The following is a 26,512-nucleotide window of genomic DNA, read 5'->3' as shown; positions in this document are numbered from 1 at the left end:
ATCTAGATTGACCCTCTATTTACCCGTTTTGGCGGAAGCGGATATTCAGTTTCCGCCTTTAGAGCAGGCGCTTGAGGCGCCTGATGGCCTATTAGCCATGGGCGGAGACTTATCTGCACAACGGCTAATTAGCGCCTATTCTCAAGGCATATTCCCTTGGTTTAGTGAAGGCGAGCCCATCCTTTGGTGGAGCCCATCGATACGTGCCATCTTTGCTCCTAATACTTTAACCTTAAATCGTAGTTTAAAAAAGCAACTCAACAAATACCCTTTACAGTTCAGCGTTAATCAATGCTTTAAACAAGTGATCCAACATTGTGCTGCACCCAGAGCTAAGCAAGCTGAAACTTGGATCTTGTCTGATATTCAACAAGCCTATTACCGCTTACATCAATTAGGCCATGCCCATAGCTTAGAGGTATGGCAAGAGAATAACCTAGCAGGTGGTTTATATGGCGTTATGGTTGGCGGCTTATTTTGTGGTGAGTCTATGTTTAATTTAGCACCTAATATGGCAAAATTCGCTTTAATTGCTTTGCAGAAACACCTGCAACAATACAGCTCTGGCTGGATAGACTGTCAAATTCCAAATCCATTTCTAACCCAAATGGGTGCTAGCACTATTGCTAGGCCTAATTATATAGAACTACTTAAGCAACATACTGAACAAAGAATAAGCTCAAACTGTTGGCTGACTCAAATGCTCACTTTGGATCTTTAATGGAACCGTTACAGTTAGGTTTAACCCAGCAAAGCCCTTGTAGTTATTTAACAGAGCAACAACAAAGGCTCGCTTTTACTCTAGCTGACAGCCCTCTCTCACCAGAAGTCTATCAACAGCTAATTGATACAAATTTTCGCCGCAGCCATCAACAGTTATATCGTCCTTGGTGTGCAGCTTGTGATGGGTGTCAATCAGTTCGCATCGATCCGCGCCAGCTAGCGCTTAGCGCGAGTCAACGCAGAGTTAGAAACAAAGCTCAAAAAGCTGGCTGGCACTATAAATTTGTTACCGCACCAAGTGCGCCCTACTTTGCGCTTTATCAAGCTTATATCGGCTTTAAACACCAGCAAAGTACTATGTACCCAGCATCAATGGACGACTTAAACAGCATGTTAGAGTGCAACTGGCTAGCGGTCTGTTTTTTAGAACAGTACTATAATAATAAATTAGCCAGTGTCACTATAGTGGATGTTTTACCCAAAGGGCTTTCTGCTGTTTACACCTTTTATGATCCGCAAGTTAGTCTATTTTCGCCGGGTAAATTAGCTATCATAAATTTAGCAGAAATAACTAGGCTAGAAAATAAGCTTTGGCTGTACCTTGGCTACAATGTAGATGGTTGCGAAAAAATGGACTATAAAGCGAATTTTAAGCCACAACAGCGGTTTATTCAGGGACAATGGCATTCATTTGCCTAAAAAAGCGCTTCAGACTTTACTTATGCCGTCAATTTCGGCACAATCTGCGCAGATTTTTTTATGATCCAACCAATTTAAAGAGGCAAATGCGCTGAATGGCGAAAGAAGACGTTATTGAAATGCAAGGTACCATTTTGGATACCCTGCCAAATACCATGTTCAAAGTTGAACTGGAAAACGGCCATGTTGTTACCGCACATATTTCTGGAAAAATGCGTAAAAACTATATTCGGATTTTAACAGGCGATAAAGTGACAGTAGAACTTACTCCATACGACTTAACAAAAGGCCGAATTGTTTTCCGCCAACGTTAATTTGTTTTAGTTCTGTTTTAGCTACATGGAATAATAAAATAAACCCGGCCTAAACCGGGTTTTAGTTTTGTATAGTGTAAATATTTAGTCGGTTAATGCCGGCTCATTAGTCACTTGATAATCAAAATGTAAAATATCATCAACTAACTCGACCGTAACCTCACCGCCTTGAACTAATTGACCAAATAAAATTTCATTCGCTAGCGGTTTCTTCAAGTGCTCTTGGATTACGCGCGACATCGGTCTTGCCCCCATCGCTTTGTCGTAACCTTTATCTGCTAACCATTTTCTTGCTTTAGCGCCAATCTCAAGTGTTACTTGTTTCTTATCTAACTGAACTTGTAAGTCACAGATAAACTTATCAACAATCTGCAATATAATATCTTCAGATAAATGCTGAAACCAAATAATACCATCTAACCGGTTTCTAAACTCAGGGCTGAAAGTGCGATTAATTTCACTAAGCGCATCATGACTATTATCTTGCTGTTTAAAGCCAATAGACTTACGTACAGTCTCTTGTACGCCCGCATTTGTCGTCATAACTAACACTACATTTCTAAAATCAATTTTTCGGCCATTATTATCGGTTAAAGTACCGTGGTCCATCACTTGCAATAGAATATTATAAATATCGCTATGGGCTTTTTCTATTTCATCCAATAACACGACTGAATAAGGATGTTTAGAAACAGCATCAGTTAACAAGCCTCCTTGATCAAAACCGACATAGCCTGGTGGCGCACCAATTAACCGGCTTATTGCATGACGCTCCATGTATTCAGACATGTCAAAGCGTAAAAGCTCTACACCTAACACTTTGGCTAATTGCTTGGTAACCTCTGTTTTACCTACGCCTGTTGGGCCGGCAAATAAGAAGTTACCTATAGGTTTTTCTTCATTGCCAAGGCCTGAGCGAGATAAGCGAATAGCCGAAGTTAATACTTCAATAGGCTCATCCTGACCAAACACAACCATTTTTAAATTACGATCTAAATTAGCTAAAACATCAGTATCAGATGCCGAAACTGACTTCTCAGGTATACGGGCCATTTTGGCAATCACATGTTCTATTTCAGCAACATCAATTACCTTACTTCGTTGCTCTTCAGGTAATAAGCGCTGACTTGCACCGGCCTCATCAATTACATCAATAGCCTTATCAGGCAAATGTCTGTCATTAATATATTTAGCAGATAACTCAGCAGCTGCGCGTATGGCTTTTGTTGTATAGCTAATGCCATGATGTTGCTCATAGCGATCTTTTAAACCTAACAATATTTGCGTTGTTTCTTCTACTGTAGGCTCAGGAATGTCAATTTTTTGAAAACGACGTACTAACGCAGTGTCTTTTTCAAAAACAGATTTAAATTCTTGATAGGTAGTAGAGCCGATACAACGTAACTTACCACTAGAAAGCAGTGGTTTAATTAAATTAGACGCATCCATTACGCCGCCAGAGGCTGCTCCCGCCCCAATAATGGTATGAATTTCATCTATAAACAAAATGGCATCTTTTTCGCGTTGTACTTCTTTTAATAACGCTTTAAGCCGCTTCTCAAAATCACCTCTATATTTAGTCCCTGCTAATAAGGCGCCCATATCTAATGAATAAATAGTGGCATTTGCAATAACCTCTGGCACCTCATTTTTTACAATTCGATAAGCTAGGCCTTCAGCAATAGCTGTCTTACCCACTCCGGCCTCACCCACTAACAGCGGGTTATTTTTCTTACGACGACACAGCACTTGCACTGCGCGCTCTACTTCTTTATCGCGACCAATTAATGGATCTATTTCTCCATTTGTCGCCAAAACATTTAAGTTAGCTGTGAAATTCTCTAAATGCTTGCTGTCATCTGCTGTGGTTTCAGTTGCATCGTCTTGATCAAGGTTATCATGTTGATCTAACTTCTCTATTTTAGCGACACCATGTGAAATGAAATTAACTACATCTAAGCGACTAATATCAATTTTTTTCAATAAATAGACTGCTTGTGATTCTTGCTCACTAAAAATTGCTACTAAAACATTTGCTCCGGTAACTTCTACTTTTCCTGAAGACTGAACATGAAATACCGCCCGTTGTAATACTCGCTGAAAACCTAATGTAGGTTGTGTATCACGTTCTAACTCGCCCTCGGGTAGAACGGGTGTGGTTGAATCTATAAAACTAGCTAATTCTGCGCGCAATTTTTCAATATTTACACCACAAGAGTTAAGCGCTTCTCCTGCTGCTGGGTTATCCAGCAATGCTAACAATAGATGCTCTACTGTCATATACTCGTGCCGACGCTCACGGGCAAACCTAAAAGCCAGGTTCAGCGTCAACTCAAGATCTTTATTCAACATAGACAACTCCTCAACTACCTGAGTAACAATATTAGATCATGCTAAGTCTGAACTTAAGCGCGCTCCATCGTACAAAGTAAAGGATGCTGATGCTCTTTAGCATACTGCATCACCTGCTGAACTTTGGTCTCAGCTATTTCTGCGGTAAAAGTGCCGCAAATGCCTTTCCCTTCATGATGCACCTTAAGCATAATTTCAGTCGCTTGCTCGTATTGCAAGTTAAAGAAACGGCTTAATACATCTATTACAAAATCCATTGGGGTGTAATCATCATTATGCAATACAACCCGATACATTGGTGGTGGTTCAAGTTGTTGCCGAGTTAATTCCTCTAAACCAACATCTTGTTCATCAAAATCTTTATTACTATTCATAAACTATAGCCATACCTGCGTCATCCAGCAAAGAGTTAAAGTTAATACTTGGTTAATTTTAAGTTTATTTTTGCAAACAACTTGACTGTTTGCGTAAATTATCTACAGTAGTTAGTGGAGGTGACGCATTTCCCTCCACCAGTTAACTAGAATACAGAATATTTATATAGAATACAGAAATTAGCTAACTTAGAGAAGGAAGTAAGTTGTATGGCTACCGGAAAAGTGAAATGGTTCAATAATGCCAAAGGGTTTGGGTTTATTCGTGAAGATGGACGTGACGAAGATATTTTCGCCCATTATTCTACCATAAGTATGGATGGCTATCGTACACTAAAGGCGGGCCAAGACGTTGAGTTTGATTTATCAGATGGCCCCAAAGGGTTGCACGCTGTAAATATTAAACTTCCTGACGATCTGGTTGAGTAAAGCATAATAGCTAAGTGTAAATAGCGAACAACAAAATAAAAAAGCAGGCTAAAGGCCTGCTTTTTATCTAACTCTATAAGGTTAAGCTTAACTTATAACGCTGCTAAAGCTGTGTTTAAGGTTTCGCTTGGGCGCATAGCCGTAGAGATTAAACGACTTTCTGGGCGGTAGTAACCGTTAATATCAACTTGCTTACCTTGAACACCATTTAACTCAGCAACAATTGTTGCTTCTTGCTGACTTAAAGTTTGTGCTAATTTAGTAAAGCGAGTTTGTAACTCCGCATCCGCTGTTTGGGCCGCTAAGGCTTCAGCCCAGTACATGGCTAAATAGAAGTGGCTGCCACGGTTATCTAATTCACCTAACTTACGACGTGGTGATTTGTCATTATCTAAGAATTTCGCAGTAGCTTGATCTAATGCATCGGCTAATACTTTTGCTTTGCTATTATCTGTGGCTAAGCTTAAGTGTTCTAACGATGCCGCTAAAGCTAAAAACTCACCTAATGAATCCCAACGTAAATAGTTTTCTTTTAAGAACTGTTCAACGTGTTTAGGAGCAGAGCCGCCTGCACCGGTTTCAAATAAACCACCGCCATTCATCAGTGGTACCACCGATAACATTTTAGCACTAGTGCCTAGCTCTAAAATTGGGAATAAATCGGTTAAGTAATCACGTAGTACGTTACCTGTTACAGAAATTGTATCTAAGCCATCTTTAATACGTGCTAACGAGAAACGTGTCGCCTCAACAGGTGACATAATTTGAATGTCTAAGCCGCTAGTATCATGCTCTTTTAAATAAGTATTTACTTTAGCCATTAACTGACGATCGTGTGCACGATTTTCATCTAACCAGAATACCGCAGGAGTATTGCTTAAACGAGCACGATTAACCGCTAATTTTACCCAATCACGGATTGGTGCATCTTTAGCTTGGCACATACGCCAAATATCGCCCTGCTCTACTGGATGTTCAAAAACAGTTTCGCCTTGGCTATTTAGTACTTGAACAACACCGGCTGTGGCAATTTCAAAGGTTTTGTCATGCGAACCATATTCTTCTGCTTTTTGCGCCATTAAGCCCACATTAGGCACTGAGCCCATGGTTTTAGGATCAAAAGCACCGTGCTTTTTACAGAAGTTAATGGTTTCTTGGTACACACCGGCGTAACAACGATCAGGGATCATTGCCTTAGTATCTTTTAAATTACCGGTTGTATCCCACATTTTACCTGAGCTACGGATCATCGCTGGCATAGAGGCATCAATAATTACATCACTAGGTACATGTAAATTAGTAATACCTTTATCTGAATTAACCATCGCTAATTCAGGTTGATTAGCATAACAAGCTTTTAAATCAGCAATAATTTCATCTTGCTTAGCTTGCGGTAAAGTAGCAATTTTGCTGTAAATATCACCAGCACCATTTTTAACGTCAACACCTAGCTCGGCGAATAAAGACGCATGCTTATCAAAAACAGGTTTAAAGAAAGTAATAACCGCATGGCCAAACATAATAGGATCTGACACTTTCATCATTGTCGCTTTTAAGTGCAATGATAATAAAACGTCTTGTTGTTTAGCTTCGGCAATTTGCTTGTCGTAGAACGCACATAATGCCGCTTTGCTCATTGTAGCCGCATCGACAATTTCACCTGCTAATACTTTTAATTCTGGTTTTAATACCGTAACGCTACCATCTTTAGCAACTAGCTGAATTTTTAAAGTATCATCTTTATCTAAAGTTGCTGACTGCTCGCTACTATAAAAGTCACCGTCGGTCATATGAGCTACATGAGAAAGAGAGTCGCTAGACCATGCACCCATACTATGTGGGTTCTTACGCGCATATTGCTTAACAGAGGCTGGCGCACGACGATCAGAGTTACCTTCACGTAAAACAGGGTTTACTGCACTGCCTTTAACTTTATCGTAACGCGCTTTAATATCACGCTCTTCGTCATTTTTCGGCTCAACAGGGTAATTCGGTAACGCATAGCCCTTTTGCTGTAATTCTTTAATTGCAGCATTTAACTGTGGCGTAGACGCACTGATATTAGGCAACTTAATAATATTAGCTTCAGGTTGTTTAGCTAATTCACCTAATTCGGCTAAGGCATCAGATATTTGTTGTTCAGGCGTTAAATAATCTGGAAAAACAGCAATAATACGTCCAGAAAGTGAAATATCACGGGTTTCAACTTCAATGCTTGCTGCAGAAGCAAAAGCTTGAACTATAGGTAAAAAAGAATAAGTCGCCAACGCTGGCGCTTCATCTGTCTCAGTATAAATAATTTTTGCAATTTTGTTTGACATGTTTATTCCTGTAATGTGTTCGCGATCATCTGCTCTACTATTAGTAACAAGTGCTAGTGGCAACAAGTGCTGGGTCTAGTAGCTTGCGCTAATCCGTGAGCGATGTTGATGTTTTAAACGCATTTGTTGCAAAGCGGCCGTAGTATAGCAGCATGGCATTTAATAAAATAGTTTACAGTAGCTTAAGCAATGCGACTGGGCTAAGCTTACCTCGCTAATTTACGCTTATATAGTTGTATTTATTTAATAAATTAAGATGATGTTATTATGAGTAGAAGTCAGTTACATCTTACCGTTGCCGCCATTGTTCATTATAAGAATCAATTTCTCTTCGTAGAGGAAATTGATAAACAAAGTCAATTAAGGGTAGCCAATCAACCAGCTGGCCATGTTGAAGAAAATGAAGATTTAATCAGTGCAGTTTGCCGTGAACTGTTAGAAGAAACAGGACTAGCACTTAGCCCAAGCTATTGGTTAGGCATCTCACAGCTGCACGCCCAAAATAATCACCGCTATGTTAGAGTTAACTTTATTTTTGAACCTAAACGCTTACCAATGCATTACCAGCCCCAAGATCCAGACATTCTTGCATTGCACTGGTTTACAGAGCAAGAACTCTTAGATTCAGGCTTAACCGTGCGCAGCCAATTAGTCCTCGATGCTATCCATTTATTTCAACAAGGCGTACGTCTGCCGTTAAATCTAATTCAGCCGACGAGATAACGTGTTTTGCAAGCAAAAAGAGTGCTATAATGCGCGCCGAGATTTTAACTAGCTAAAAGTACGGTGTAATGGCAGAAAACAGCAGTAAGAAAGTCATTGTCGGCATGTCCGGCGGGGTTGATTCATCAGTATCAGCTTATTTACTTATCCAGCAAGGCTATAAAGTAGAAGGCCTGTTTATGAAAAACTGGGAAGAAGATGATAATGATGAGTATTGTGCTGCCGCTGAAGATATGGCGGATGCCCAAGAGGTCTGCGATAAGTTGGGTATTGTACTGCATAAAGTGAACTTTGCTGCAGAATACTGGGACAATGTTTTTGAGTATTTCCTAGACGAATACAAAGCTGGCCGCACGCCAAACCCAGATATAATGTGCAACAAAGAAATTAAATTTAAAGCTTTTTTAGAGTTTGCAGCTGAGGCTCTACAAGCCGATTTTATTGCCACAGGCCACTATGTACGTCGTCGTTTTGTTGATGGTCACTGGCAGCTATTGCGCGGCTTAGACAACAATAAAGATCAGAGTTATTTTTTATATACCCTTGGCGAGCAACATATAAGCCAAACTCTATTTCCTGTCGGTGAATTAGATAAACCAGAAGTAAGAGCCATTGCCGAGCAGCAAGGGCTCATCACACATGATAAAAAAGACAGTACCGGTATCTGCTTTATTGGGGAGCGCAAATTTAAAGATTTTTTACAACAATACTTACCAGCACAACCGGGTGAAATAGTCAGCGTTGATGGCGCTGTCATTGGCCAACATGATGGATTGATGTACCACACGCTAGGCCAACGTAAAGGTTTACGCATTGGCGGCTTACGCGACGGCGGTGAAGATCCTTGGTATGTCATAAATAAAGATCTAGTGAAAAATCAGTTAATTGTTGCCCAAGGTCATGACCACCCTCGTATGTTTTCACGCGGCTTAACTGCCAAACAATTACATTGGACCGATCGCCAAGGCCCAAAAACAGAGTTAAAGTGCAGTGTTAAAACACGTTACAGACAACAAGATATTGGCTGCACGTTAATTCCGCAAGAAAATGGTGATGTCACCGTTATGTTCGACACTCCACAGAAAGCCGTTACTCCCGGACAATCTGCAGTATTTTATCTTGATGAAGTTTGTCTCGGTGGCGGCATTATTGATGTAGCAATAAACTAATGGAAAAGTCTCTTCAGAATCAAGTTATAGCTCTTGCTGCTTTATGTCAGGCCGCTAAGTTGGTGCAGCATAGCGCGCGTAGCAATACCAATAAGCAGCATGAGCTTGAGGTCTGCCTTAGTAGCATCGCCAAATTAGATGCCGCAACCCCACTAGATATTTACGGTGGTGATTTAGAAAATTTAAAAATAGGCCTAAAGCTAGTTATTGATCAATTAGGTGATGAACCGAAAAAAGATGTTGAACTAACTCGATATTTAGTCGGTGTGTTAGCACTAGAGCGCAAATTACATAATAAGCCAAAGCAAATGAGTTTATTAGCCAATAAGCTGCAACATCTAGAGCGCCAGTTACAACATTTCGCTGTCACCGATGATAATGTCATCGCTAACTTAGCGGATATTTATAGTAACTGTATCAGCAGTATGGGTGCTAGGATCCAAATTTATGGTCAACCCGAACTATTAAAGCAAAATAATGTACAACATAAAGTTCGCGCTTTGTTGTTAGCCGCTATTCGTGCAGCTGTTTTATGGCGTCAAGCCGGAGGCAGTCGCTTACACTTTATATTTAAACGCCGCAAGCTGGTTGCAGAAGCTAAACAGGCTTTAGCCCAGCTGTCCCCTTTGAGCATATAGGAGCCGTCATGCAACTTAACGCACTTACCGCCATATCCCCAGTAGATGGGCGTTATGGCAGCAAAACAGCTGATTTACGTCAGTATTTTAGCGAATTTGGTCTAATCAAATACCGTGTCACTGTAGAGGTTCGCTGGTTACAGTTTTTAGCCGCCACTAACGGTATCGATGAAGTACCTAGTTTATCAGCAAGTGCCAATGAGTTATTAGACAACATTGTTGCTAACTTTAGCCTAGAAGATGCTCAGCGCGTTAAAGATATTGAAGCGACAACCAATCATGACGTAAAAGCGGTTGAATATTTATTAAAAGAAAAAGTTGCCGATAATGCAGAGTTAGCCGCTCTAAATGAATTTATCCACTTTGCTTGTACTTCAGAAGATATTAATAATTTATCTCATGGTTTAATGCTTAACGAAGCCCGTCGCAGTGTGTTATTACCCCAATGTGATGCTTTACTAGAGGCCATTAAACAGCTAGCCAATGAGCATAAAAATGTGCCCATGATGGCAAGAACGCATGGTCAACCAGCCTCACCTACCACTATGGGTAAAGAGATGGCTAACGTTTATATGCGCTTAAAGCGTCAGCGTGATCAAATAGCTGCCGTTGAGGTTCTAGGTAAAATTAATGGTGCAGTAGGTAACTATAATGCCCATATCTCAGCTTATCCTAACCTAAACTGGCATCAGTTATCTGAGCAGTTTGTTACTAGCTTAGGCTTAACTTGGAATCCGTTTACTACCCAAATTGAACCGCACGATTATATTGCTGAACTTTTTGATGCCGTTGCCCGTTTTAACACCATTTTAATTGATTTTGATCGCGATATTTGGGGTTACATTGCATTAGGTCACTTTAAGCAACGGACTATTGCTGGCGAAATAGGTTCATCGACTATGCCGCATAAAGTTAATCCAATTGATTTTGAAAACTCAGAAGGTAACTTAGGTATCGCAAATGCGTTATTTAATCATTTATCGGCAAAGTTACCGGTTTCACGCTGGCAGCGTGATTTAACCGACTCAACGGTATTGCGTAATTTAGGCATGGGTTTTGGTTATACACTTATTGCCTATCAAGCTACTTTAAAAGGCATTAGCAAACTAGAAGTGAATGCAGCGAACTTACTTGCTGAATTAGATCAAAACTGGGAATTGCTTGCCGAGCCTGTGCAAACCGTTATGCGTAAATATGGGATAGAAAAACCTTACGAAAAATTAAAAGAGTTAACCCGAGGCAAACGTATTACCTCAGCTGACTTGCATAAGTTTATTGATAACTTAGACTTACCTGACACAGCAAAGCAGCAATTAAAACAACTAACACCAGCTAATTATATTGGCGCTGCGGTTAGTATAACTGAAACGTTATAAGTCGTTTATAATCGCATTATCTTTATAAGATAGACTAGGCGCTAAAATATTAGCGCCTTTTTTATCAGAGCATATTTCAGGAGTAACCATGTACACACTGAACTGGGGCGAGCTTAGCATTAGCGAGTTTTTGCAACATTACTGGCAACAAAAGCCCGTTTTAATTAAAGCCGGCTTTAACCAATTTGCTGATCCACTAACCGCTGATGAATTAGCAGGCTTAGCATTAGAAGAAGAAATAGAGTCACGAATTGTTAGCAATAAAAACAATGACTGGCAATTACATAGCGGCCCTTTTACGGAATATGACAGCTTTGGTGAAGACAATTGGACTTTACTGGTTCAAGCTGTCGATCATTGGCATCCTGAAGCTGCTAAGTTATTAGATCCGTTTCGCTTTATTCCTAACTGGCGAATTGATGATTTAATGGTAAGCTTTTCCACCCCAGGTGGCGGTGTTGGTCCTCACTTAGATCAATACGATGTTTTTATTATCCAAGGGGAAGGTAAGCGCCACTGGCGTGTCGGTATGCCAGACTCTAGCCTAGAGCAGCACTGCCCTCACCCGCGCTTATTACAAGTGACGCCCTTTACAGACTGTATCAATGTTATTACCGAGCCTGGCGATATACTCTATATTCCACCAGGTTGTCCGCATGAAGGCATCAGTGTTGAAAACAGCCTAAATTACTCTGTGGGTTTTAGGGCTCCATCGCAAAAAGATTTAATTAATGGTTTTGCTGATCACTTGCTTGATCAAAACTTAAGCGGTGAACGTTTTACTGATAAAAACCGCGCTGTAGCTAACTCTATAGGTGAAATTACTGTTGCGGATATAAAGCAAGTAAAACAATTGGTTACAGCCATGGCTAACGATGACAACCTATTACCACACTGGTTTGGTGAAATGATAAGCCAAGCTAAGCATGAGCTAGATATTAACCAACCCGACCCTCACTATTCGCCAGAAGAAATTGCTGAATATATTGAAGAAGGCTCTGTATTAACCCGTGTAGGCGGCTTACGCTGTTGCTATTATCAAGCCACACCTAATAGTGATATTTTATTATTTATTAATGGTGATAAAGTGGTAATTCCTGCCAACGAATTAAGCACCGTTAAACTGTTAACTGATCAAGATCATTTAAGTGTTGAAGATAATCTGCTATTTTCACAATCTGATTCACGGCTACAATTACTGACTCAGCTTATTAACCAAGGCTATTGGTATTTTAGCGAATAGCTAAATTTAGCGAAAATAGATATATCAAACACCTTAACGTTAAAAAGCCAGTATTTAGAGCCACTAAATACTGGCTTTTTTATTACAAAATTACACGTTAAACAGGCTCAGCTTGCCAAAGCTTCTCATCTTGGTACATCTGATATAAGCTTTCAGCTCGACTAATTAATAACTGAGCAAAGTCGTGCTTTGTTTTATCATTAATGCCTGCATTTATAATTTGCTGTGCTTTTAATTGCCAATTTAAAGAAAATGCGCGTACAGCTTCTTTCGCATTTTCTGCCGTAGAAAAAGGCATATGATCCGTTGGTAAGTCACCACTAATTACCCAAAATACCTGTTTTTGTTTATTATTAATTTTCCACACAGCGAAATACGGGGGTAAATAGCGACTATCGTTTACAAAAACATTCTCAGGCACTATCCCTTTAGATGCTAAATATTCATTTGCTTTTTGATAATGTGTACGCACCCATTCAACACGGGCTTGCTCCATCTCTGCTTGTTGTTCTTGGGTTAACTGCTCGCTCATTTTAAAACTTCCTAAATTTAAATTGCAGTTACTTTAGGGCAGAGTTTAATCACAATCAAGCCCTGATCATCCCTGTATCTCATTAACTAGGATGTCCAACAGATTTTTGCTAACTAATGTGGTGAAATTGACCACGAAATGCTACATTGCGCCGCAGAAAATACTCTGCCTAGATGGCAGACAGTTTATTTATCGTTTACTTAAACGATGCGCTTATATTATTAACGGAGAAATCAGTCGTGGCATTATTTAATCATTCTGAGTTCGATAATCATGAACAAGTTGTTTTTTGTAGTGATGCTAAAACCGGTCTTAAAGCTATTATTGCAGTACATAGCACAGCTTTAGGACCAGCAGTAGGTGGTTGTCGTTTATGGGACTATGCGTCAGATGAAGCGGCATTAAACGATGTATTACGCTTATCTCGTGGCATGACATATAAAAATGCCATGGCCGGTTTACCTTTAGGTGGTGGCAAATCTGTTATTTTAGGTGATGCTAAAAAAATAAAGTCAGAAGAGTTATTCCGTGCTTTTGGTCGTATGGTACACCGCTTATCTGGCACTTATTACAGTGCAGAAGACGTGAACATTACCACTAGCGACATTATGCAAGTGCATAAAGAAACGCCTTATGTAGCTGGTTTAGAAGGCAAAAGTGGTAACCCAGCGCCTTTTACTGCTTTAGGTACTTACCGTGGTGTTAAAGCTGCCGCTAAGCATGCTTTTGGTAGTGACGATTTAAATGGCAAAACTATTGCCGTACAAGGCTTAGGCAGCGTAGGTTTCTTCTTATGTGAACATCTTCATAAAGAAGGCGCTAAGCTTATTGTTACAGATATCAATCAAGAAGCCGTACAACGCGCCGTTGATCAATTTGGTGCTACCGCTGTAGGTTTAGATGAAATTTATGCTGTTGATGCAGATATTTATTCACCTTGCGCTTTAGGCGCAACGCTTAACGATGAGACTATTCCGCAATTAAAAGCGAAAGTTATTGCTGGTTGTGCTAACAACCAATTAAAAGAAGCGCGTCATGGTGAAGTATTAAGAAAAAATGGCATTTTATATACCCCTGATTACGTTATTAATGCCGGTGGTATTATTAATGTAGCTTTTGAAATGCGGGCAGAAGGCTATAATGCTGAAGAATCAACGGCTAAAGTAAATGAAATTTACGATACCTTGTTAAGCCTTTTCCAACGAGCTGATGAACAAGAGTTACCTACAAGTACCGTTGCCGACTTGATGGCTCAAGAAATTATTAGCCGCGGCCGTAACCTTTAATTTATAAAATAGCTAACTAAAACACCAGCTAGTTATTATGCTGGTGTTTTTTTCTCTTTTTCTACTGTCTAAGTTATTTCCTAACCACTCGTTCACGTCTTGCTGAAATTATATTTATTACAGCTATTTGGTTTAAGTTACGCTAATATAAAACAACAACATCATAATCTAGATAAGGAGTGTCTAATTTATGTTAAAACTTTTCTATAGCTTATTGCTTATAAGTTTCTTTTATAGTGCCACAATAAAAGCAGATCTAGTGCAGCTCGTTAACAATAACAAAGCAGCTATTGTGGCAATTGGTATCTACAATCCTCTTGCTTCACCTAGGATCCGCTTGATAGGCACCGGTTTCGTCATTGCTGATGGCAAAAAGATAGTCACTAATTATCATGTTATCTCTGCCAGCCTAAGCACAACACGTAATGAAAACTATGTCGTTCTTTCAGGGCATGGCAATGAAATTAAAGTTCATTCTATCTTAGACACTAAAACAGATATTAAACATGACCTCGCTGTACTATCAATTAGCGAAACCTTACCAACCGTTAATCTTGCCGACAACTCTTATAGTCCTGAGGGCAGCTCAGTCGCGTTAATTGGTTACCCAATAACAGCCGTCTTAGGTCTATACCCCGCAACCCATGCCGGCATTATTGCAGCTATTACCCCTATTGCTATACCGGCCGATAACTCTAAAGCACTTAACAGTCGCGCATTACGGCAATTAAAAACGCCTTTTTTACTTTATCAACTTGATGCTACAGCCTACCCTGGCAATAGCGGCAGCCCGCTGTTCGATATTAAAACTGGCAAAGTAATCGGGATTGTGAATAAGGTATTTGTGAAATCAAGTAAAGAATCTGTCTTAGCTGATCCTAGTAATATCAGCTATGCTATTCCGGTAAAATTTCTCCATGCGCTTTTACAATAAATAAAAAGTAAGCTGTATTTAAGGTAACAAATGGAACTGATAACCCAGCTGGCACTAGATCGAATTGGCTTTGCTTTTGCCGCTATCGCAACGCTATTTTTCTTTTTACTTACGCTGGTAACAAAAAGCAATAATCTTCCACGCAGTCTAATTTTACTCTGGTCATTTATTAGTACGCTTTGGGCCAGTTATTATTTATTTACCGGGGCCGCACCTTATTCCAATCCATTTTCAGCAAGTTTAGAATTATTTCGAAACTACTTTCTTATTCTATTTTTGTTGTCTAGTTTGGCGCAAAATGAGCTGCAACTTAAGCAGTTTTGGCAAAAGCGTCATGTACAAGTATTAACACTAGTAATGGTTGGCTCGATAGTTATTTGTAGCGGACAATGGGTCTCTGCTTATCTTATTTTCACCGGCAGCCTAGTACTTTGCGTAATACAATTAGCTTTACTTGAAACCATTTACCGGCGGGCACAAAGCAATAAGTGGCAATATAAACCCCTAGTGTTAAGTCTTACAATTTGTGTGTTGTTTGATTTTATTTTATTTGCCGAATCGGCACTTTTTGCCCAAGTGAATCACCAGCTTTGGTCTGCGCGTGGCTTTGTGTATGCCGCTATGGTGCCATTACTCATTGTCTCAATTCGGCGGATACAAGCTTGGGGAATTAATGTTTATATCTCACGCGATATCGTGCTTCAAAGCTCTTTAGTCTTTGCAGCTGGTGTCTATTTACTCTTAATTGCCATAGCCGGTTTCTACATTCGTTACATAGGCGGTGAATGGTCACATTTAATCCAAGCTACTTTTTTGGTTCTGGGCTTTGCTATGCTGGCTGTATTACTTCTCTCTGGAGCAGTAAGGCGCAAACTTAGGGTCTATATTGAAAAGCATTTTTTTGCTAATAAATTTGATTACAGGCAAAAATGGTTAGAGCTAACACAAGATCTACGTCAAATAGATATCAGTAAACCGGATCAATATGAAACTATTTTAACCGCATGGTTACACACAATTGGTTATAGCCGAGGTTGCATTATTCGCTATACCCAAGGCACTTTTTTTAGCCTCTTGTCCTTAGTAAACAGACCCAAACTCAATAGCGCTGAAGAGCAATTAATCCAATATTATGCTGCCACATACTCTGATAAATTTTGGCTGGTCGATTTAGATGATAAAACCGATCCTTTTGTCCAACAGATAAGCGAAACTAGCCAAATAGATGCTCAACTTCTTGTACCAATTCAAGCTGAAGGTGAGTTATGGGGACTGTGTATACTTAATGCGCCTGATGTTGATCAACTGAAATTAAATTGGGAGTTACGGGATTTTTTAATGTTAGTTTCAGAGCAGGTCGCCAGTTACTTATTATTGATGCAAGCCAGTGAAAAGTTAAGTGAAAATGCTCAGTTCGCTGCTTTTAGCCGAATGTCAGCTTTTGTTGTTCATGATCTAAAAAACGTTAAATCACAGCTAGACTTACTACTTAAAAACAGTGAAAAACATCGTCATAATCCAGACTTTATAGATGATTGTTTTGATACTTTAGCGGCTATGCAGCTTCGATTAAGCAAAATGCTGCAACAATTAAGCGCTAAAAGCGCACAACCAAGTGAAGATAGCACCTTTAATGTGGCAAAGGTTATTGATGAAGTAATAACCCACCGCTGTGCCACAAAATCGCCAAGGCCTACTTTCGCAACCGATGTTGATATACAACTGTCTTTAAACAAAGAGCGTTTTGCTAGTGTAATCTATCATTTAATAGATAACGCTCAGCATGCAACAGAAGCAGATGGGAAAGTGTCTGTCACTTTGGCAGTTGAAAAAAATCATGCCATAATAAGTATAATTGATACTGGCTGTGGCATGTCAGAAGAATTTATCCGCTTGCGCTTGTTTAAACCTTTTGACACCACAAAAGGAAACTCAGGCATGGGGGTTGGTGTTTATGATGCCCAACAGTTCGCTGCGCAGCATCAAGGCGAATTAACTGTTAATAGCTCCCTAGCAAAAGGCACAATTTTTTCCTTAAAACTGCCACTACCTTAGCGAGTATTTAGTCGTAATTACAAGGATCGTTAGATGAACACAATACTAGTCATAGAAGACGATATTGGTATTCAAAAGCAATTAAAGTGGAGCCTATCCGAATTTGAGCTAGTCTTTGCTCAAGATAGAGCCTCGGCCCTAACTCAGCTAAGGCGATATGAACCTGATGTAATTACATTAGATCTAGGCTTACCACCAGATGAAGCGAATGCCAGTGAAGGCTTAGCTTGCTTAAACGATATATTAAGTTTTAACCCTGACTGCAAAGTCATTGTAATTACCGGTAACACAGATAATAACCACGCGCTAAAAGCCATAGCTTTAGGTGCTTATGACTATTATCAAAAACCCATCGATGCTGATGTATTAAATATTATTTTAAATCGTGCGGTTAAATTAGCTCAGTTAGAAGCAGAGAACCGTGCTTTACGAAGTAGCAGTGTGTTAGCGCAAGATATTATTGGCAATAGTGATGCTATGCTTAAAGCCTGCCGTACTGTCGAAAAAATTGCGCCTACTGAAATAACCACCTTACTGTTAGGTGAAAGTGGCACAGGTAAAGAGGTTTTCGCCCGCGCTATCCATAAGCAAAGCCCAAGGATCAATAAACCTTTTGTCGCTATAAACTGCGCATCCATTCCTGAAAACTTACTAGAAAGTGAATTATTTGGCTATGAAAAAGGCGCTTTTACTGGGGCAAATAAAACAACCCTTGGTAAAATTGAATGTGCTAATGGCGGCACATTATTACTAGATGAAATTGGTGATATGCCACTTAGCTTACAAGCAAAAATGCTACGTTTTTTACAAGAGCGTGTTATTGAACGCGTTGGTGGCCGCCAAGAAATTGAAGTTGATGTTCGCGTTATTTGTGCTACTCATCGCAACTTATCAGACATGGTTGCCCAGCAAAGCTTTCGCGAAGATTTATATTATCGTATTAGTGAAATTACCCTTGCTATTCCCCCTCTTAGGGATCGTGGCCATGATGTTATTATTATTGCTAAAGCCTTATTACACCGCTTTAATGACGAATTTAAAACAAAAATTCAAGGCTTTACGGATTGCGCCATGCAGGCAATGTTACAACATAGTTGGCCTGGCAACATTCGCGAATTACAAAATAAACTAAAGTCAGCGGTTATCTTGGCTGACAGTAAGCAGATAACGGCTGATGACCTTGGTTTAAGTGTGCAAAGCAGTAAAACAATCACTTTACGCATGGTTAGGGAACAAGCTGAAACCCAAGCAATTCGGCATGCTTACTCCTTAGCCAACGGCAACTTATCTAAAACTGCTGATCACTTAGGAATAACCCGTCCTACTTTATACGCACTAATTGATAAATATAAACTGCTCGATTTACGTACGCCTGAAATTGAAGTTTAACGATAAAGCCTAGCAATTTAAGTTAGGCTTCGTTATTTAAGCAGCAAATAAACTTTGGTGTAATTGTTTTATAACCGTAACAGCTTCTGCATCTTGAACTAAAAAACATAAATTATGTTTTGAAGCGCCATGACAAATTAAACGCATATTAATCTTCTCTAGGGTACTAAATAGCTCCCCAGTAACGCCTTGACTACTATGCAGATGATTACCAATCACTGCTATCAAGCTTAAACCACGCTCAACGCTAACATCGCAGAATCGGCTAAGCTCTGTCAGTGCAGCGTCAATGTCAGAGCTAAAAGCTGTTGTCATGCCACCTTGATCTAAGGTTAAAGCAACGCTAATTTCAGAGGTAGTGACTAAATCGACAGAAATATCATGCCGACTTAAAATATCAAAAATACGCGTTAAAAAGCCGGCAGCATGTAACATTTCAGGGCTTTTTAAGGTAATTAATGTTTGTGATCTTCTAAGCGCAATCGCTCGGTAAGCCGGTCTATCAGCCACATCTTTAGCTATCCAAGTCCCACCTGATTCAGGCTCGCGACTAGAACCAACAAAAACGGCAATATTCTGACGAATTGCCGGCAATAAAGTAGCCGGATGAATGACTCTAGCGCCAAACGTCGCCATTTCAGCCGCTTCATCAAAACTAATTTCTTTTATACAGCGCGCTTGCTCGGTTAAACGAGGATCAGTTGTATAAATGCCAATAACATCAGTCCAAATTTGTACTATATCAGCATTTAACGCTTCGGCTAATAAGGCAGCGCTATAGTCAGATCCGCCTCGGCCTAAAGTGGTGGTTTGATTTAAAGCATTAGCACCAACAAAGCCTTGGGTTACCACTATAGATTGACTTAATAAGGGGGTTAATTTTTCAGAACAGGCTAGTTTTATTTGGCTAATATTAGGCTCAGCTTTACCAAAATGGCTATCTGTGTGCATAACTTGTCTAACATCAAAACAACAAGCTGAAATCGCTTTTTCAAGTAATACTTGGCTAAATAAACAAGAGCTTAAACGCTCACCAAACGAAAGAATTTCGTCTTTTTCTGCGGCAGTAAATTTATGTTCAGGTTGGGTAATGATGGCTTTTAATTGCGCAAGTAACGTATTTACCTGCTGAGAAATAAGCTCTATTTGCTGTAATTTAGCAATAATAGCAAAGGTAATATCCTCTATCCCTCTAAAAGCAGACAAGCGTGCTTCTACACTAGAAAACTGGGTAATATCAACTAATAGGTTAGTTACCCCTGAGCAAGCACTAACAACAACAACACGAATAGCAGGTTGATTTATAACGATATTAGCGCAGCGTGACATAGCAGCATAGTCAGCAACACTGCTGCCACCAAATTTGGCTACGATTAAATTAGGCAAGGTTCTCTCCTTATAAAATACAATAAGCAGAGCCTAGCAATTGCTAAAAGCAAAACGAAATAAAAATCGTTGCTCCAGTTAACAAAGGCCAGAAGCTCTTCACCAAAATATGGTGACAGTCGCTAGGATTAAGCCTAAACGCCTTTATTTGCATGTACTACTTATACATAGTGTGCGCAGTATAATATCGTTTCTAACTGAACAACACCTTAGCGAGCCAAAAAAACACTAATATTTAGTATTTATTTTGCTCAACATTTTAACGAATTCATCTAAGTCACTTTCATTTTCGGCATTTGCATGCCATTGGTTATGAAAGCCTAATGTTAGCTGAACTTTATTATTATCAAAATACACTTCGTAACCATCAAAGCCGGAGTTTACTGTTACACCATCGAGATAAAATCCTGGACCTAAATCATTGGTTATTGCCTCACCATGTTTTTCAACTTTAGCGAAAACACTGAGTAAAAATTTTCCATCAATTTCATTTTTCATTTTATCTCCTGTCTAATAGCAATCTTAAATTGGCTAAAACCGGCTTCAGTTTGCAGCCTTTAGTGGTTCTGGGTATAGTCTTTCTTTTTCACTAGGAAGCGAACATGAAAAAGCATTTATTAGTTTTAAGTACATCATTACTCTTTAGTGTATCTAGTTTGTCGGTTATGGCTAATACAGTAAAAGAAGCTCCCTTAGTTTCTATTAGCAGTCATGATAGCTACTTTGATAACTTACGCCAGCATTGCGGTAAAGCTTATGCAGGTAAAGTAACCGTAGATAATCCTGCTAGTGGTGGCTTTGAAGGCCAGCTAATCATGCACGTTCGTAAATGTACCGATCAGCAATTACAAATCCCATTTCATGTTGGCGATGATCACTCTCGCACTTGGATTATTACCAAAACAGGTTCAGGCTTAAGCTTAAAACACGATCATCGCTTAAAAGATGGTAATTATGATCAGTCAACAATGTATGGTGGCCATACGGTAGATGGCGGCTTTGAGTCCATGCAAAGCTTCCCTGCAGATCAGTATTCCAAAGAGCTATTTGCCAAGCTGGGTAACCCGCAATCAAATAGCAATATTTGGCAAATGTATATCTACCCTGAAACCTTTACTTACCGATTAATCAGAGAAGGCCGCGAGTTTAGGGTCGATTTTGATTTAACTAAACCTATCGACTTACCTGCAACCCCTTGGGGCTATAAAGACTAATAGGCAGTTATTTAGTCACTAGCTCAAATAAGCAGCTTAGATTACTATAGTAGAATTCTAGATGTGATGTCGCTTTTAGCGACATCTGATAATAACAATGATAACGGAGCAACTATGACTACCCTTTCCCGGTTCTCAACAATTGCCGCAGCTTTAGCAGCCTGTGTGGCACTAAGCGCTTGTAGTGATAACGAACCAAGCACAGCGATGACCAAGCAAACTAAAACAGTCGCCAGCGAACAGCCTGATTTCCCTAAATTAGCTGAATATATTAAAACCTTATCATCGGATAAGTTCCAAGGCCGGGCACCTGCAACTAAGGGTGAAGAGCTGACTGTCGCTTATCTTGAAGATAACTTTCGCCGTATGGGGTTAAAACCAATAGATGGCGATAGCTATAAACAACCTGTTTCGTTAGTACAAATTGATCCTGTCAATGTATCTGCATTGAGCCTAAACGGTGAAAAACTACCAGCACAATTTAATTATCGTGATGATATGACCGCTTGGACTAAGCAAGTTACTGATCAAGTAGAAGTTAAAGACAGTGAGATGGTTTTTGTTGGTTACGGTATTGTAGCTCCAGAATATAACTGGAATGATTACGAAGGCGTCGATGTTAAAGGTAAAACTGTCGTCATGTTCGTCAATGATCCAGGCTTTGCCACTCAAGATGAAAACTTATTTAACGGTAACGCCATGACCTATTATGGCCGTTGGACCTATAAATATGAAGAAGCCGCCCGCCAAGGCGCTGCTATGGTATTAATTATTCATGAAACAGACGCTGCAAGTTATGGCTGGGGTGTTGTTGCTCATGGCTCGCCTATTAAATTTGATTTAATTAATGAAAACAAAAATGCAGACTTAGCAAAAGTTGAAGGTTGGATCACAACCGAATCTGCAGAAACGCTTTTTGCTAATATCGGTACTGATTTAGCAACTATGCATGAAAAGGCGCTACAAAAAGATTTTAAAGCCGTAGATTTAAAGGCAACAGCCTCTATTAGCGTTAAAAACAATTTACGTGAATTAGTCTCAAGTAACGTTGTTGGCTATATTGAAGGCAGTAAATATCCTGATGAATATGTGCTTTATATGGCGCATTGGGATCACCTAGGTATGGATTTTTCAAATCCAACCAATAAAGTATTTAACGGTGCCCAAGATAACGCATCAGGTACTGGTGGCCTAATGGCTTTAGCGGAATACTTCACTACTCAAGCTCAACCTGAACGCTCAGTTGTTTTTGTAGCAGTAACCGCTGAAGAGCGTGGTTTATTAGGCTCAGCTTGGTATGCAGCTAACCCTGTATTCCCATTAGAGAAAACCGTTGCAGCTATCAATATGGATGTAATGAACGTCTATGGGCCTATGAAAGATATGGTCATCGTTGGTTTGGGTAACAATGAAGTTGAAGATATTTTAATTAAATATACTAAACAACAAGGCCGCTACGAAGTCCGTGAGCCAAACCCTGAAGCCGGCATCGCTTATCGTTCAGATCACTTTAGTTTATCGAAAAAAGGCGTACCTATTTTGTATGCTAAAAGCGGTAATGACCATGTTGAGCATGGTGTAGAATGGGGTAAAGCACAACGCGCCGAGTTTAATAAGTGCTGCTACCATAAAGTACAAGATGAATACGATGATAACTGGGACCTAAGCGGTGCTAAGCAAGACATGCAGCTATTTTTCCAAGTAGGTAATGAACTTGCAAATAGTCGTCAATGGCCAAACTGGTACAAAGGCAACGAATTTAGAGCAATTCGTGATGCATCTGCCAGTGAGCGTAAATAAGTTAGATATTTAGCTTAAAATCTAAACTAACAGTTAGTTGTAAAAGCGGCTAACTGTTAGTTTAGATCCCTCTCCCGGCTAACCTGAGCAAGTAGCACCAACCTTGCTATAAACTAATTGGCTGTCTTATAAAACCAAATCACTTATTAGCAATAAAGCAGCTAAAGCTCAGCCACTTTATTGCATCATTGTTAATATTACTTCTCTTGGCAAGAGTCCATCCCTACTCGGTAGGTTGACACCATGCCAGAACCGCTATGTTTTTGTAGCGCAGTAAATGCAGCATAACTTGGCTTATAAGTAATAGTATAGTTAGTGCTAACCTGTATACCATAACTACCACAACAGTTACCGCTAACCGTAGCATCTTGGCTAATAATGCTAAAATCTTCTAATTTATGCTCTTTAGCAAAGGCTAATACCTTGTCGGTTTTGGCTTTATATATTGCCCCAACATCAGCATCATCAACTTGCTGAACATTATCAATATAAGAAATGCTTGTAACATCCATCACTTTACAAGATTCTTCAGTAGTAGTTGCATCAGCAATGGCCAGTAAGGGCGTAACTAAAAGGGTTATAGCGATAACATGTTTCATTATTGTTCCTTGTTAAATATTGCAAGTAGGCCCTAAGGCCAATTTTGCCAGAACAATAATCGTTAAGCACATAAATGTAAATAGTAATTTACATTTAATTAAACAGCCCCGCAATCTACAACCTAAATGGTAGCCTTATACCTTAGGCAGCTCCACTACATACTAGACAATAATATGCTAGTTTCGCTGTTTAGAATACCGTCTACTTCTCTTACTCGCCTTAGCACCCTATCAAACTCGGCTAAACTAGATGTTTGTATTTCTGCGACTAAATCCCAAGCGCCGTTAGTGGTGTACAACTTGGTTAATTCAGGAATACCGCGAATTTTATTCACTACCTGCAAGGTAGATTTACCGGTAACCTCTATCATCATAATGGCGCGTACTACTTGCGATTCCACTTCAGAATGCACCCGCACCGTAAAACCTAAAATAGCGCCAGAAGAAATTAATCTATCTAGCCGGTTTTGCACTGTTGCTCTAGACACTTTTAATTGTTGCGCTAAAAAAGAGATAGAGGCTCGGCCATCTTTACGCAGTTCAGCAATAAGTGCGCTATCTAAAGAGTCATATATATATGGTTTCATTTTCGCCCCTTAAACCCTAGCAACATAGCAAAGCGCCAACCTCAACATTACAAATTGCAAAATAACAATACAAAATTAGCTAATTTATTACATTTTAACTTACAACCTTAGCTTTTAAAATGGTTTGAAAATTAATAACTAAAAACAGGGCGATATAATGACAAGCACAGCGAGCAACCAAGCAACCTTAGAAAACTTTATTATTGCACCCAAAAAAGGCGTACCTTTTGTAAGCGTCGCTATGATGGCTAAATTAGTTAACCGCTTAGGTGTTGAAAATTGCATTAAAGCATTAGCTGAACGAGTTGAAAACGATTATAAACGTTGGGATTTATTCGAAAAATCAGCACGCTACGCTACCCATTCAACCAATGGGGTTATCGAGCTAATGCCCGTTAGCGACGGTAATATGTTTGCTTGTAAATATGTTAATGGCCACCCTATTAATACTAAACAACAATTACAAACTGTTGCTGCTTTTGGTATTTTATCTGACGTAGCAACAGGTTACCCTGTGCTTTTATCTGAAATGTGTATACTTACCGCACTTAGAACAGCCGCGACCTCAGCGATGCTTGCTAAGTATTGTGCCCCTAGCCATGCCGACACTGTGGCGTTAATTGGTAATGGTGCCCAATCAGAGTTTCAGGCTTTAGCAATGAAAGCCGTTTTAGGTATTGGTAAATTTAGGCTTTACGATATTGACTCTGCCGCAAGTGAAAAAACCTATAACAATTTACAACAGTTCGATATTGAAGTGGTTATATGCTCTTCTGCAGCCGAAGCTGTAAAAGGTGCTCATATCATTACTACCTGTACTGCTGATAAGAAAAACGCCACTATTTTACATGACGATATGATAGAAAAAGGCGTATTTATTAATGCTATCGGTGGCGATTGTCCAGGTAAAACAGAGCTAGATAGCCGTATATTACAACGTGCCGACAAGGTATTTGTTGAATTTGAACCACAAACCCGAGTAGAAGGTGAAATTCAGCAATTATCTGCCGACTTTGCTGTAACTGAATTTAACAACGTAATTAAACAGCAGGTTAAAGCGCGTGATAATGATCAGCAATTAATTGTTTTTGATGGTGTAGGTTTTGCTAGCGAAGATTTTTCTGCCTTAGTATTCTTACGCGATTTACTATTACAGCATTCTGAGTATCAAATTTTAGATTTAATTACCCAGCAGGCTGATCCTCGTAATTTATTCTCAGTGTTAAGTGAGTCTTAAGTATGTCTAGCGAAATTAATGTACAAGCGCCAAATAAAATAGTAATGGTTCGTCCGCATCAGTTTGTGTCTAACCCGCAAACAATGGCCGATAATGCGTTTCAAAAGCCGTTAGATGCAAAGCAGTCGGCTAAAGCCGCCTACGATGAAGTTACTCAAGCTATTACCACTTTACAAAATAATGGCATTACTGTGCATGTGTTCGAAGATAAAGGCACCACAACGCCTGATTCAGTTTTTCCGAATAATTGGTTTTCTTGTCATGATAATGGCATTGTTTTTACCTACCCTATGTATGCAAAAAATAGGCAGTTAGAATATCGCCAAGATATTATCGACTTTTTACAACAAAACTATCAGTTTGAGCAATTAGTAGACTTACGCCATTATGTTGAACAAGATAAGTTTCTAGAAGGCACCGGATCTATTGTTTTTGATCATAAACAAAAGTTAGCCTATGCCGTACAATCAAAACGCACAGATCCTGAGCTGTTAAATATAGTTTGTAAGCTCCTAGGCTATGAGGCTGTGGTGTTTAATGCCTACGATGCTAAAAATATAGCGGTGTATCATACCAATGTATTAATGTGCATGGCGGCAAACTACGTGATGATAAGCATGGAGATGGTAGCTAAAGAAGACCAATCACGCTTATATAACTTGTTTAAACAAGCCGGTTTAACCGTTATTGAACTTAGCGAGCAGCAAATACATCAATTCTGCGGCAATGCAATAGAATTACAGTCTGATAGCGGCTCTGTACTGGCCTTATCGCAAACAGCTTTTAATGCCTTAACCGATAAGCAAAAAGTAAGCATAAGCGAATACAGCAAATTGTTGCCTATAGATGTGTCTACAATTGAAGCAGCTGGTGGTTCATTGCGTTGTATGATTGCTGGTATTCATAACTAATTCCCCAGTCCTCTTTGCTCTAGCTGTTTTGCTATGCAGAAGCGTGTAAATCCCCTGCAAGCAGACTGCAAGCATCAGCTAGAGCTTAGTTTTTTTACCTTGTTTACTTTATTCCCCAACATGAAAACAGAGTTTTGATATTAGCCTGATATCTTACTGACTTTTCTATTCGCGCCCATTTTTTACCGGAAGATTAGCGTAAATTACTTTGCATGCTCGCA

25 protein-coding genes are annotated in these 26,512 nt (G+C 39.6%); 17 read left to right on the top strand and 8 right to left on the bottom strand.

The annotated features are described in order from the left end of the window. Positions 1–7: 7 nt before the first annotated feature. The 3 genes from aat (at position 8) to infA (ending at position 1,736) form a co-directional block, all read left to right on the top strand. Positions 8–721 carry a leucyl/phenylalanyl-tRNA--protein transferase gene (gene aat, locus ACRCA4_RS05325; RefSeq protein ID WP_433185206.1) on the top strand — a complete coding sequence of 238 codons (714 nt, stop codon included), beginning with the start codon at positions 8–10 and terminating at the stop codon, positions 719–721. Next, positions 721–1,422: an arginyltransferase gene (locus tag ACRCA4_RS05320; RefSeq protein ID WP_433185203.1), complete on the top strand. Its 702-nt coding sequence runs from the start codon at positions 721–723 to the stop codon at positions 1,420–1,422. Before aat ends, ACRCA4_RS05320 begins: the two co-directional genes overlap by 1 nt. Before the next feature lie 95 nt (positions 1,423–1,517). Then, positions 1,518–1,736, top strand: a complete 219-nt coding sequence (gene infA, locus ACRCA4_RS05315) for a translation initiation factor IF-1 (RefSeq protein WP_313909338.1) — start codon at positions 1,518–1,520, stop codon at positions 1,734–1,736. Between the two features lie 84 nt (positions 1,737–1,820). On the opposite strand, the gene clpA is transcribed toward infA, so the two are convergent. Further along, complete coding sequence (gene clpA / locus ACRCA4_RS05310; protein ID WP_433185200.1) at positions 1,821–4,088, bottom strand: ATP-dependent Clp protease ATP-binding subunit ClpA; 2,268 nt, start codon at positions 4,086–4,088, stop codon at positions 1,821–1,823. A 53-nt stretch (positions 4,089–4,141) separates the two neighbouring features. Next, positions 4,142–4,462 carry an ATP-dependent Clp protease adapter ClpS gene (gene clpS / locus ACRCA4_RS05305; protein ID WP_433185198.1) on the bottom strand — a complete coding sequence of 107 codons (321 nt, stop codon included), beginning with the start codon at positions 4,460–4,462 and terminating at the stop codon, positions 4,142–4,144. Positions 4,463–4,672: 210 nt separating this feature from the next. Here clpS and cspD point away from each other — a divergent pair, with 210 nt between their 5' ends. Continuing rightward, positions 4,673–4,891 carry a cold shock domain-containing protein CspD gene (gene cspD, locus ACRCA4_RS05300; RefSeq protein ID WP_433185196.1) on the top strand — a complete coding sequence of 73 codons (219 nt, stop codon included), beginning with the start codon at positions 4,673–4,675 and terminating at the stop codon, positions 4,889–4,891. 92 nt (positions 4,892–4,983) lie between these two features. On the opposite strand, the gene ACRCA4_RS05295 is transcribed toward cspD, so the two are convergent. Then, a complete protein-coding gene (locus ACRCA4_RS05295; RefSeq protein ID WP_433185193.1) occupies positions 4,984–7,212 on the bottom strand; it encodes an NADP-dependent isocitrate dehydrogenase in 2,229 nt (742 codons plus the stop codon). A gap of 267 nt (positions 7,213–7,479) precedes the next feature. Between ACRCA4_RS05295 and ACRCA4_RS05290 the strand changes: the two genes are divergently transcribed. The 5 genes from ACRCA4_RS05290 (at position 7,480) to ACRCA4_RS05270 (ending at position 12,361) form a co-directional block, all read left to right on the top strand. Next, a complete protein-coding gene (locus ACRCA4_RS05290; RefSeq protein WP_433185190.1) occupies positions 7,480–7,935 on the top strand; it encodes an NUDIX domain-containing protein in 456 nt (151 codons plus the stop codon). A 68-nt stretch (positions 7,936–8,003) separates the two neighbouring features. After that, positions 8,004–9,104, top strand: coding sequence for a tRNA 2-thiouridine(34) synthase MnmA (mnmA, locus tag ACRCA4_RS05285; protein ID WP_433185187.1), 1,101 nt, complete (start codon positions 8,004–8,006; stop codon positions 9,102–9,104). Next, positions 9,104–9,742 carry a high frequency lysogenization protein HflD gene (gene hflD / locus ACRCA4_RS05280; protein WP_433185184.1) on the top strand — a complete coding sequence of 213 codons (639 nt, stop codon included), beginning with the start codon at positions 9,104–9,106 and terminating at the stop codon, positions 9,740–9,742. Before mnmA ends, hflD begins: the two co-directional genes overlap by 1 nt. An 8-nt stretch (positions 9,743–9,750) precedes the next feature. Then, entirely contained in the window at positions 9,751–11,118 is a 1,368-nt protein-coding gene (purB, locus tag ACRCA4_RS05275) for an adenylosuccinate lyase (RefSeq protein WP_433185181.1), read from the top strand. Positions 11,119–11,206: 88 nt separating this feature from the next. Further along, the gene (locus ACRCA4_RS05270; protein ID WP_433185179.1) at positions 11,207–12,361 is read left to right on the top strand and encodes a JmjC domain-containing protein; all 1,155 of its coding nucleotides are present in this window, start codon (positions 11,207–11,209) and stop codon (positions 12,359–12,361) included. Positions 12,362–12,458: 97 nt separating this feature from the next. Here the strand turns inward: ACRCA4_RS05270 and ACRCA4_RS05265 are convergent, their stop codons facing one another. After that, entirely contained in the window at positions 12,459–12,893 is a 435-nt protein-coding gene (locus tag ACRCA4_RS05265) for a DUF4826 family protein (protein ID WP_433185176.1), read from the bottom strand. A gap of 239 nt (positions 12,894–13,132) precedes the next feature. Between ACRCA4_RS05265 and ACRCA4_RS05260 the strand changes: the two genes are divergently transcribed. From ACRCA4_RS05260 to prsR, 4 genes are all read left to right on the top strand, one after another. Further along, entirely contained in the window at positions 13,133–14,179 is a 1,047-nt protein-coding gene (locus ACRCA4_RS05260) for a Leu/Phe/Val dehydrogenase (RefSeq protein WP_433185173.1), read from the top strand. Positions 14,180–14,369: 190 nt separating this feature from the next. Then, complete coding sequence (locus ACRCA4_RS05255; protein ID WP_433185171.1) at positions 14,370–15,113, top strand: S1 family peptidase; 744 nt, start codon at positions 14,370–14,372, stop codon at positions 15,111–15,113. Between the two features lie 30 nt (positions 15,114–15,143). Beyond that, positions 15,144–17,168: an XrtA/PEP-CTERM system histidine kinase PrsK gene (prsK, locus tag ACRCA4_RS05250; RefSeq protein ID WP_433185168.1), complete on the top strand. Its 2,025-nt coding sequence runs from the start codon at positions 15,144–15,146 to the stop codon at positions 17,166–17,168. Between the two features lie 33 nt (positions 17,169–17,201). Then, positions 17,202–18,557, top strand: a complete 1,356-nt coding sequence (gene prsR / locus ACRCA4_RS05245) for a PEP-CTERM-box response regulator transcription factor (RefSeq protein WP_433185165.1) — start codon at positions 17,202–17,204, stop codon at positions 18,555–18,557. Positions 18,558–18,593: 36 nt separating this feature from the next. Here the strand turns inward: prsR and lysC are convergent, their stop codons facing one another. After that, entirely contained in the window at positions 18,594–19,943 is a 1,350-nt protein-coding gene (lysC, locus tag ACRCA4_RS05240; protein WP_433185162.1) for a lysine-sensitive aspartokinase 3, read from the bottom strand. A gap of 228 nt (positions 19,944–20,171) precedes the next feature. Continuing rightward, positions 20,172–20,441: a DUF3081 family protein gene (locus ACRCA4_RS05235; RefSeq protein ID WP_433185159.1), complete on the bottom strand. Its 270-nt coding sequence runs from the start codon at positions 20,439–20,441 to the stop codon at positions 20,172–20,174. A 104-nt stretch (positions 20,442–20,545) separates the two neighbouring features. On the opposite strand from ACRCA4_RS05235, the gene ACRCA4_RS05230 reads away from it, so the two are divergent. Together ACRCA4_RS05230 and ACRCA4_RS05225 are read left to right on the top strand one after the other, a co-directional pair. Further along, positions 20,546–21,157: a hypothetical protein gene (locus ACRCA4_RS05230; protein ID WP_433185157.1), complete on the top strand. Its 612-nt coding sequence runs from the start codon at positions 20,546–20,548 to the stop codon at positions 21,155–21,157. 114 nt (positions 21,158–21,271) lie between these two features. Beyond that, on the top strand, positions 21,272–22,957 hold the full coding sequence (locus ACRCA4_RS05225) for a M28 family metallopeptidase (RefSeq protein ID WP_433185154.1): 1,686 nt from the start codon (positions 21,272–21,274) through the stop codon (positions 22,955–22,957). Positions 22,958–23,154: 197 nt separating this feature from the next. Here the strand turns inward: ACRCA4_RS05225 and ACRCA4_RS05220 are convergent, their stop codons facing one another. Both ACRCA4_RS05220 and ACRCA4_RS05215 read right to left on the bottom strand, forming a co-directional pair. Further along, a complete protein-coding gene (locus ACRCA4_RS05220) occupies positions 23,155–23,556 on the bottom strand; it encodes a hypothetical protein (protein WP_433185152.1) in 402 nt (133 codons plus the stop codon). Between the two features lie 155 nt (positions 23,557–23,711). After that, positions 23,712–24,143 carry an Lrp/AsnC family transcriptional regulator gene (locus ACRCA4_RS05215; protein WP_433185149.1) on the bottom strand — a complete coding sequence of 144 codons (432 nt, stop codon included), beginning with the start codon at positions 24,141–24,143 and terminating at the stop codon, positions 23,712–23,714. A gap of 157 nt (positions 24,144–24,300) precedes the next feature. On the opposite strand from ACRCA4_RS05215, the gene ACRCA4_RS05210 reads away from it, so the two are divergent. Next, on the top strand, positions 24,301–25,380 hold the full coding sequence (locus ACRCA4_RS05210; RefSeq protein WP_433185147.1) for an ornithine cyclodeaminase: 1,080 nt from the start codon (positions 24,301–24,303) through the stop codon (positions 25,378–25,380). Positions 25,381–25,382: 2 nt separating this feature from the next. Beyond that, positions 25,383–26,291: a citrulline utilization hydrolase CtlX gene (gene ctlX, locus ACRCA4_RS05205; protein ID WP_433185144.1), complete on the top strand. Its 909-nt coding sequence runs from the start codon at positions 25,383–25,385 to the stop codon at positions 26,289–26,291. Positions 26,292–26,512: the final 221 nt, after the last annotated feature.

It is taken from the genome of Rheinheimera sp. WS51 (assembly GCF_050936095.1).
Lineage (GTDB): Bacteria > Pseudomonadota > Gammaproteobacteria > Enterobacterales > Alteromonadaceae > Alishewanella.
The sequence above is the reverse complement of the archived record's forward strand: the minus strand, read 5'-3'. Positions and strand labels throughout refer to the sequence as shown.

Bases quoted from the DNA above. Each gene is read 5' to 3' on its own strand.
- ACRCA4_RS05230 (WP_433185157.1), top strand. From the start codon at position 20,546: ATGAAAAAGCATTTATTAGTTTTAAGTACATCATTACTCTTTAGTGTA.
- ACRCA4_RS05215 (WP_433185149.1), bottom strand. From the start codon at position 24,143: ATGAAACCATATATATATGACTCTTTAGATAGCGCACTTATTGCTGAA.
- prsR (WP_433185165.1), top strand. From the start codon at position 17,202: ATGAACACAATACTAGTCATAGAAGACGATATTGGTATTCAAAAGCAA.
- clpA (WP_433185200.1), bottom strand. From the start codon at position 4,088: ATGTTGAATAAAGATCTTGAGTTGACGCTGAACCTGGCTTTTAGGTTT.
- ACRCA4_RS05255 (WP_433185171.1), top strand. From the start codon at position 14,370: ATGTTAAAACTTTTCTATAGCTTATTGCTTATAAGTTTCTTTTATAGT.
- ACRCA4_RS05270 (WP_433185179.1), top strand. From the start codon at position 11,207: ATGTACACACTGAACTGGGGCGAGCTTAGCATTAGCGAGTTTTTGCAA.
- hflD (WP_433185184.1), top strand. From the start codon at position 9,104: ATGGAAAAGTCTCTTCAGAATCAAGTTATAGCTCTTGCTGCTTTATGT.
- ACRCA4_RS05210 (WP_433185147.1), top strand. From the start codon at position 24,301: ATGACAAGCACAGCGAGCAACCAAGCAACCTTAGAAAACTTTATTATT.
- ctlX (WP_433185144.1), top strand. From the start codon at position 25,383: ATGTCTAGCGAAATTAATGTACAAGCGCCAAATAAAATAGTAATGGTT.
- ACRCA4_RS05235 (WP_433185159.1), bottom strand. From the start codon at position 20,441: ATGAAAAATGAAATTGATGGAAAATTTTTACTCAGTGTTTTCGCTAAA.
- ACRCA4_RS05220 (WP_433185152.1), bottom strand. From the start codon at position 23,556: ATGAAACATGTTATCGCTATAACCCTTTTAGTTACGCCCTTACTGGCC.
- infA (WP_313909338.1), top strand. From the start codon at position 1,518: ATGGCGAAAGAAGACGTTATTGAAATGCAAGGTACCATTTTGGATACC.
- clpS (WP_433185198.1), bottom strand. From the start codon at position 4,462: ATGAATAGTAATAAAGATTTTGATGAACAAGATGTTGGTTTAGAGGAA.
- ACRCA4_RS05265 (WP_433185176.1), bottom strand. From the start codon at position 12,893: ATGAGCGAGCAGTTAACCCAAGAACAACAAGCAGAGATGGAGCAAGCC.
- ACRCA4_RS05320 (WP_433185203.1), top strand. From the start codon at position 721: ATGGAACCGTTACAGTTAGGTTTAACCCAGCAAAGCCCTTGTAGTTAT.
- ACRCA4_RS05290 (WP_433185190.1), top strand. From the start codon at position 7,480: ATGAGTAGAAGTCAGTTACATCTTACCGTTGCCGCCATTGTTCATTAT.
- mnmA (WP_433185187.1), top strand. From the start codon at position 8,004: ATGGCAGAAAACAGCAGTAAGAAAGTCATTGTCGGCATGTCCGGCGGG.
- ACRCA4_RS05295 (WP_433185193.1), bottom strand. From the start codon at position 7,212: ATGTCAAACAAAATTGCAAAAATTATTTATACTGAGACAGATGAAGCG.
- prsK (WP_433185168.1), top strand. From the start codon at position 15,144: ATGGAACTGATAACCCAGCTGGCACTAGATCGAATTGGCTTTGCTTTT.
- ACRCA4_RS05225 (WP_433185154.1), top strand. From the start codon at position 21,272: ATGACTACCCTTTCCCGGTTCTCAACAATTGCCGCAGCTTTAGCAGCC.
- purB (WP_433185181.1), top strand. From the start codon at position 9,751: ATGCAACTTAACGCACTTACCGCCATATCCCCAGTAGATGGGCGTTAT.
- cspD (WP_433185196.1), top strand. From the start codon at position 4,673: ATGGCTACCGGAAAAGTGAAATGGTTCAATAATGCCAAAGGGTTTGGG.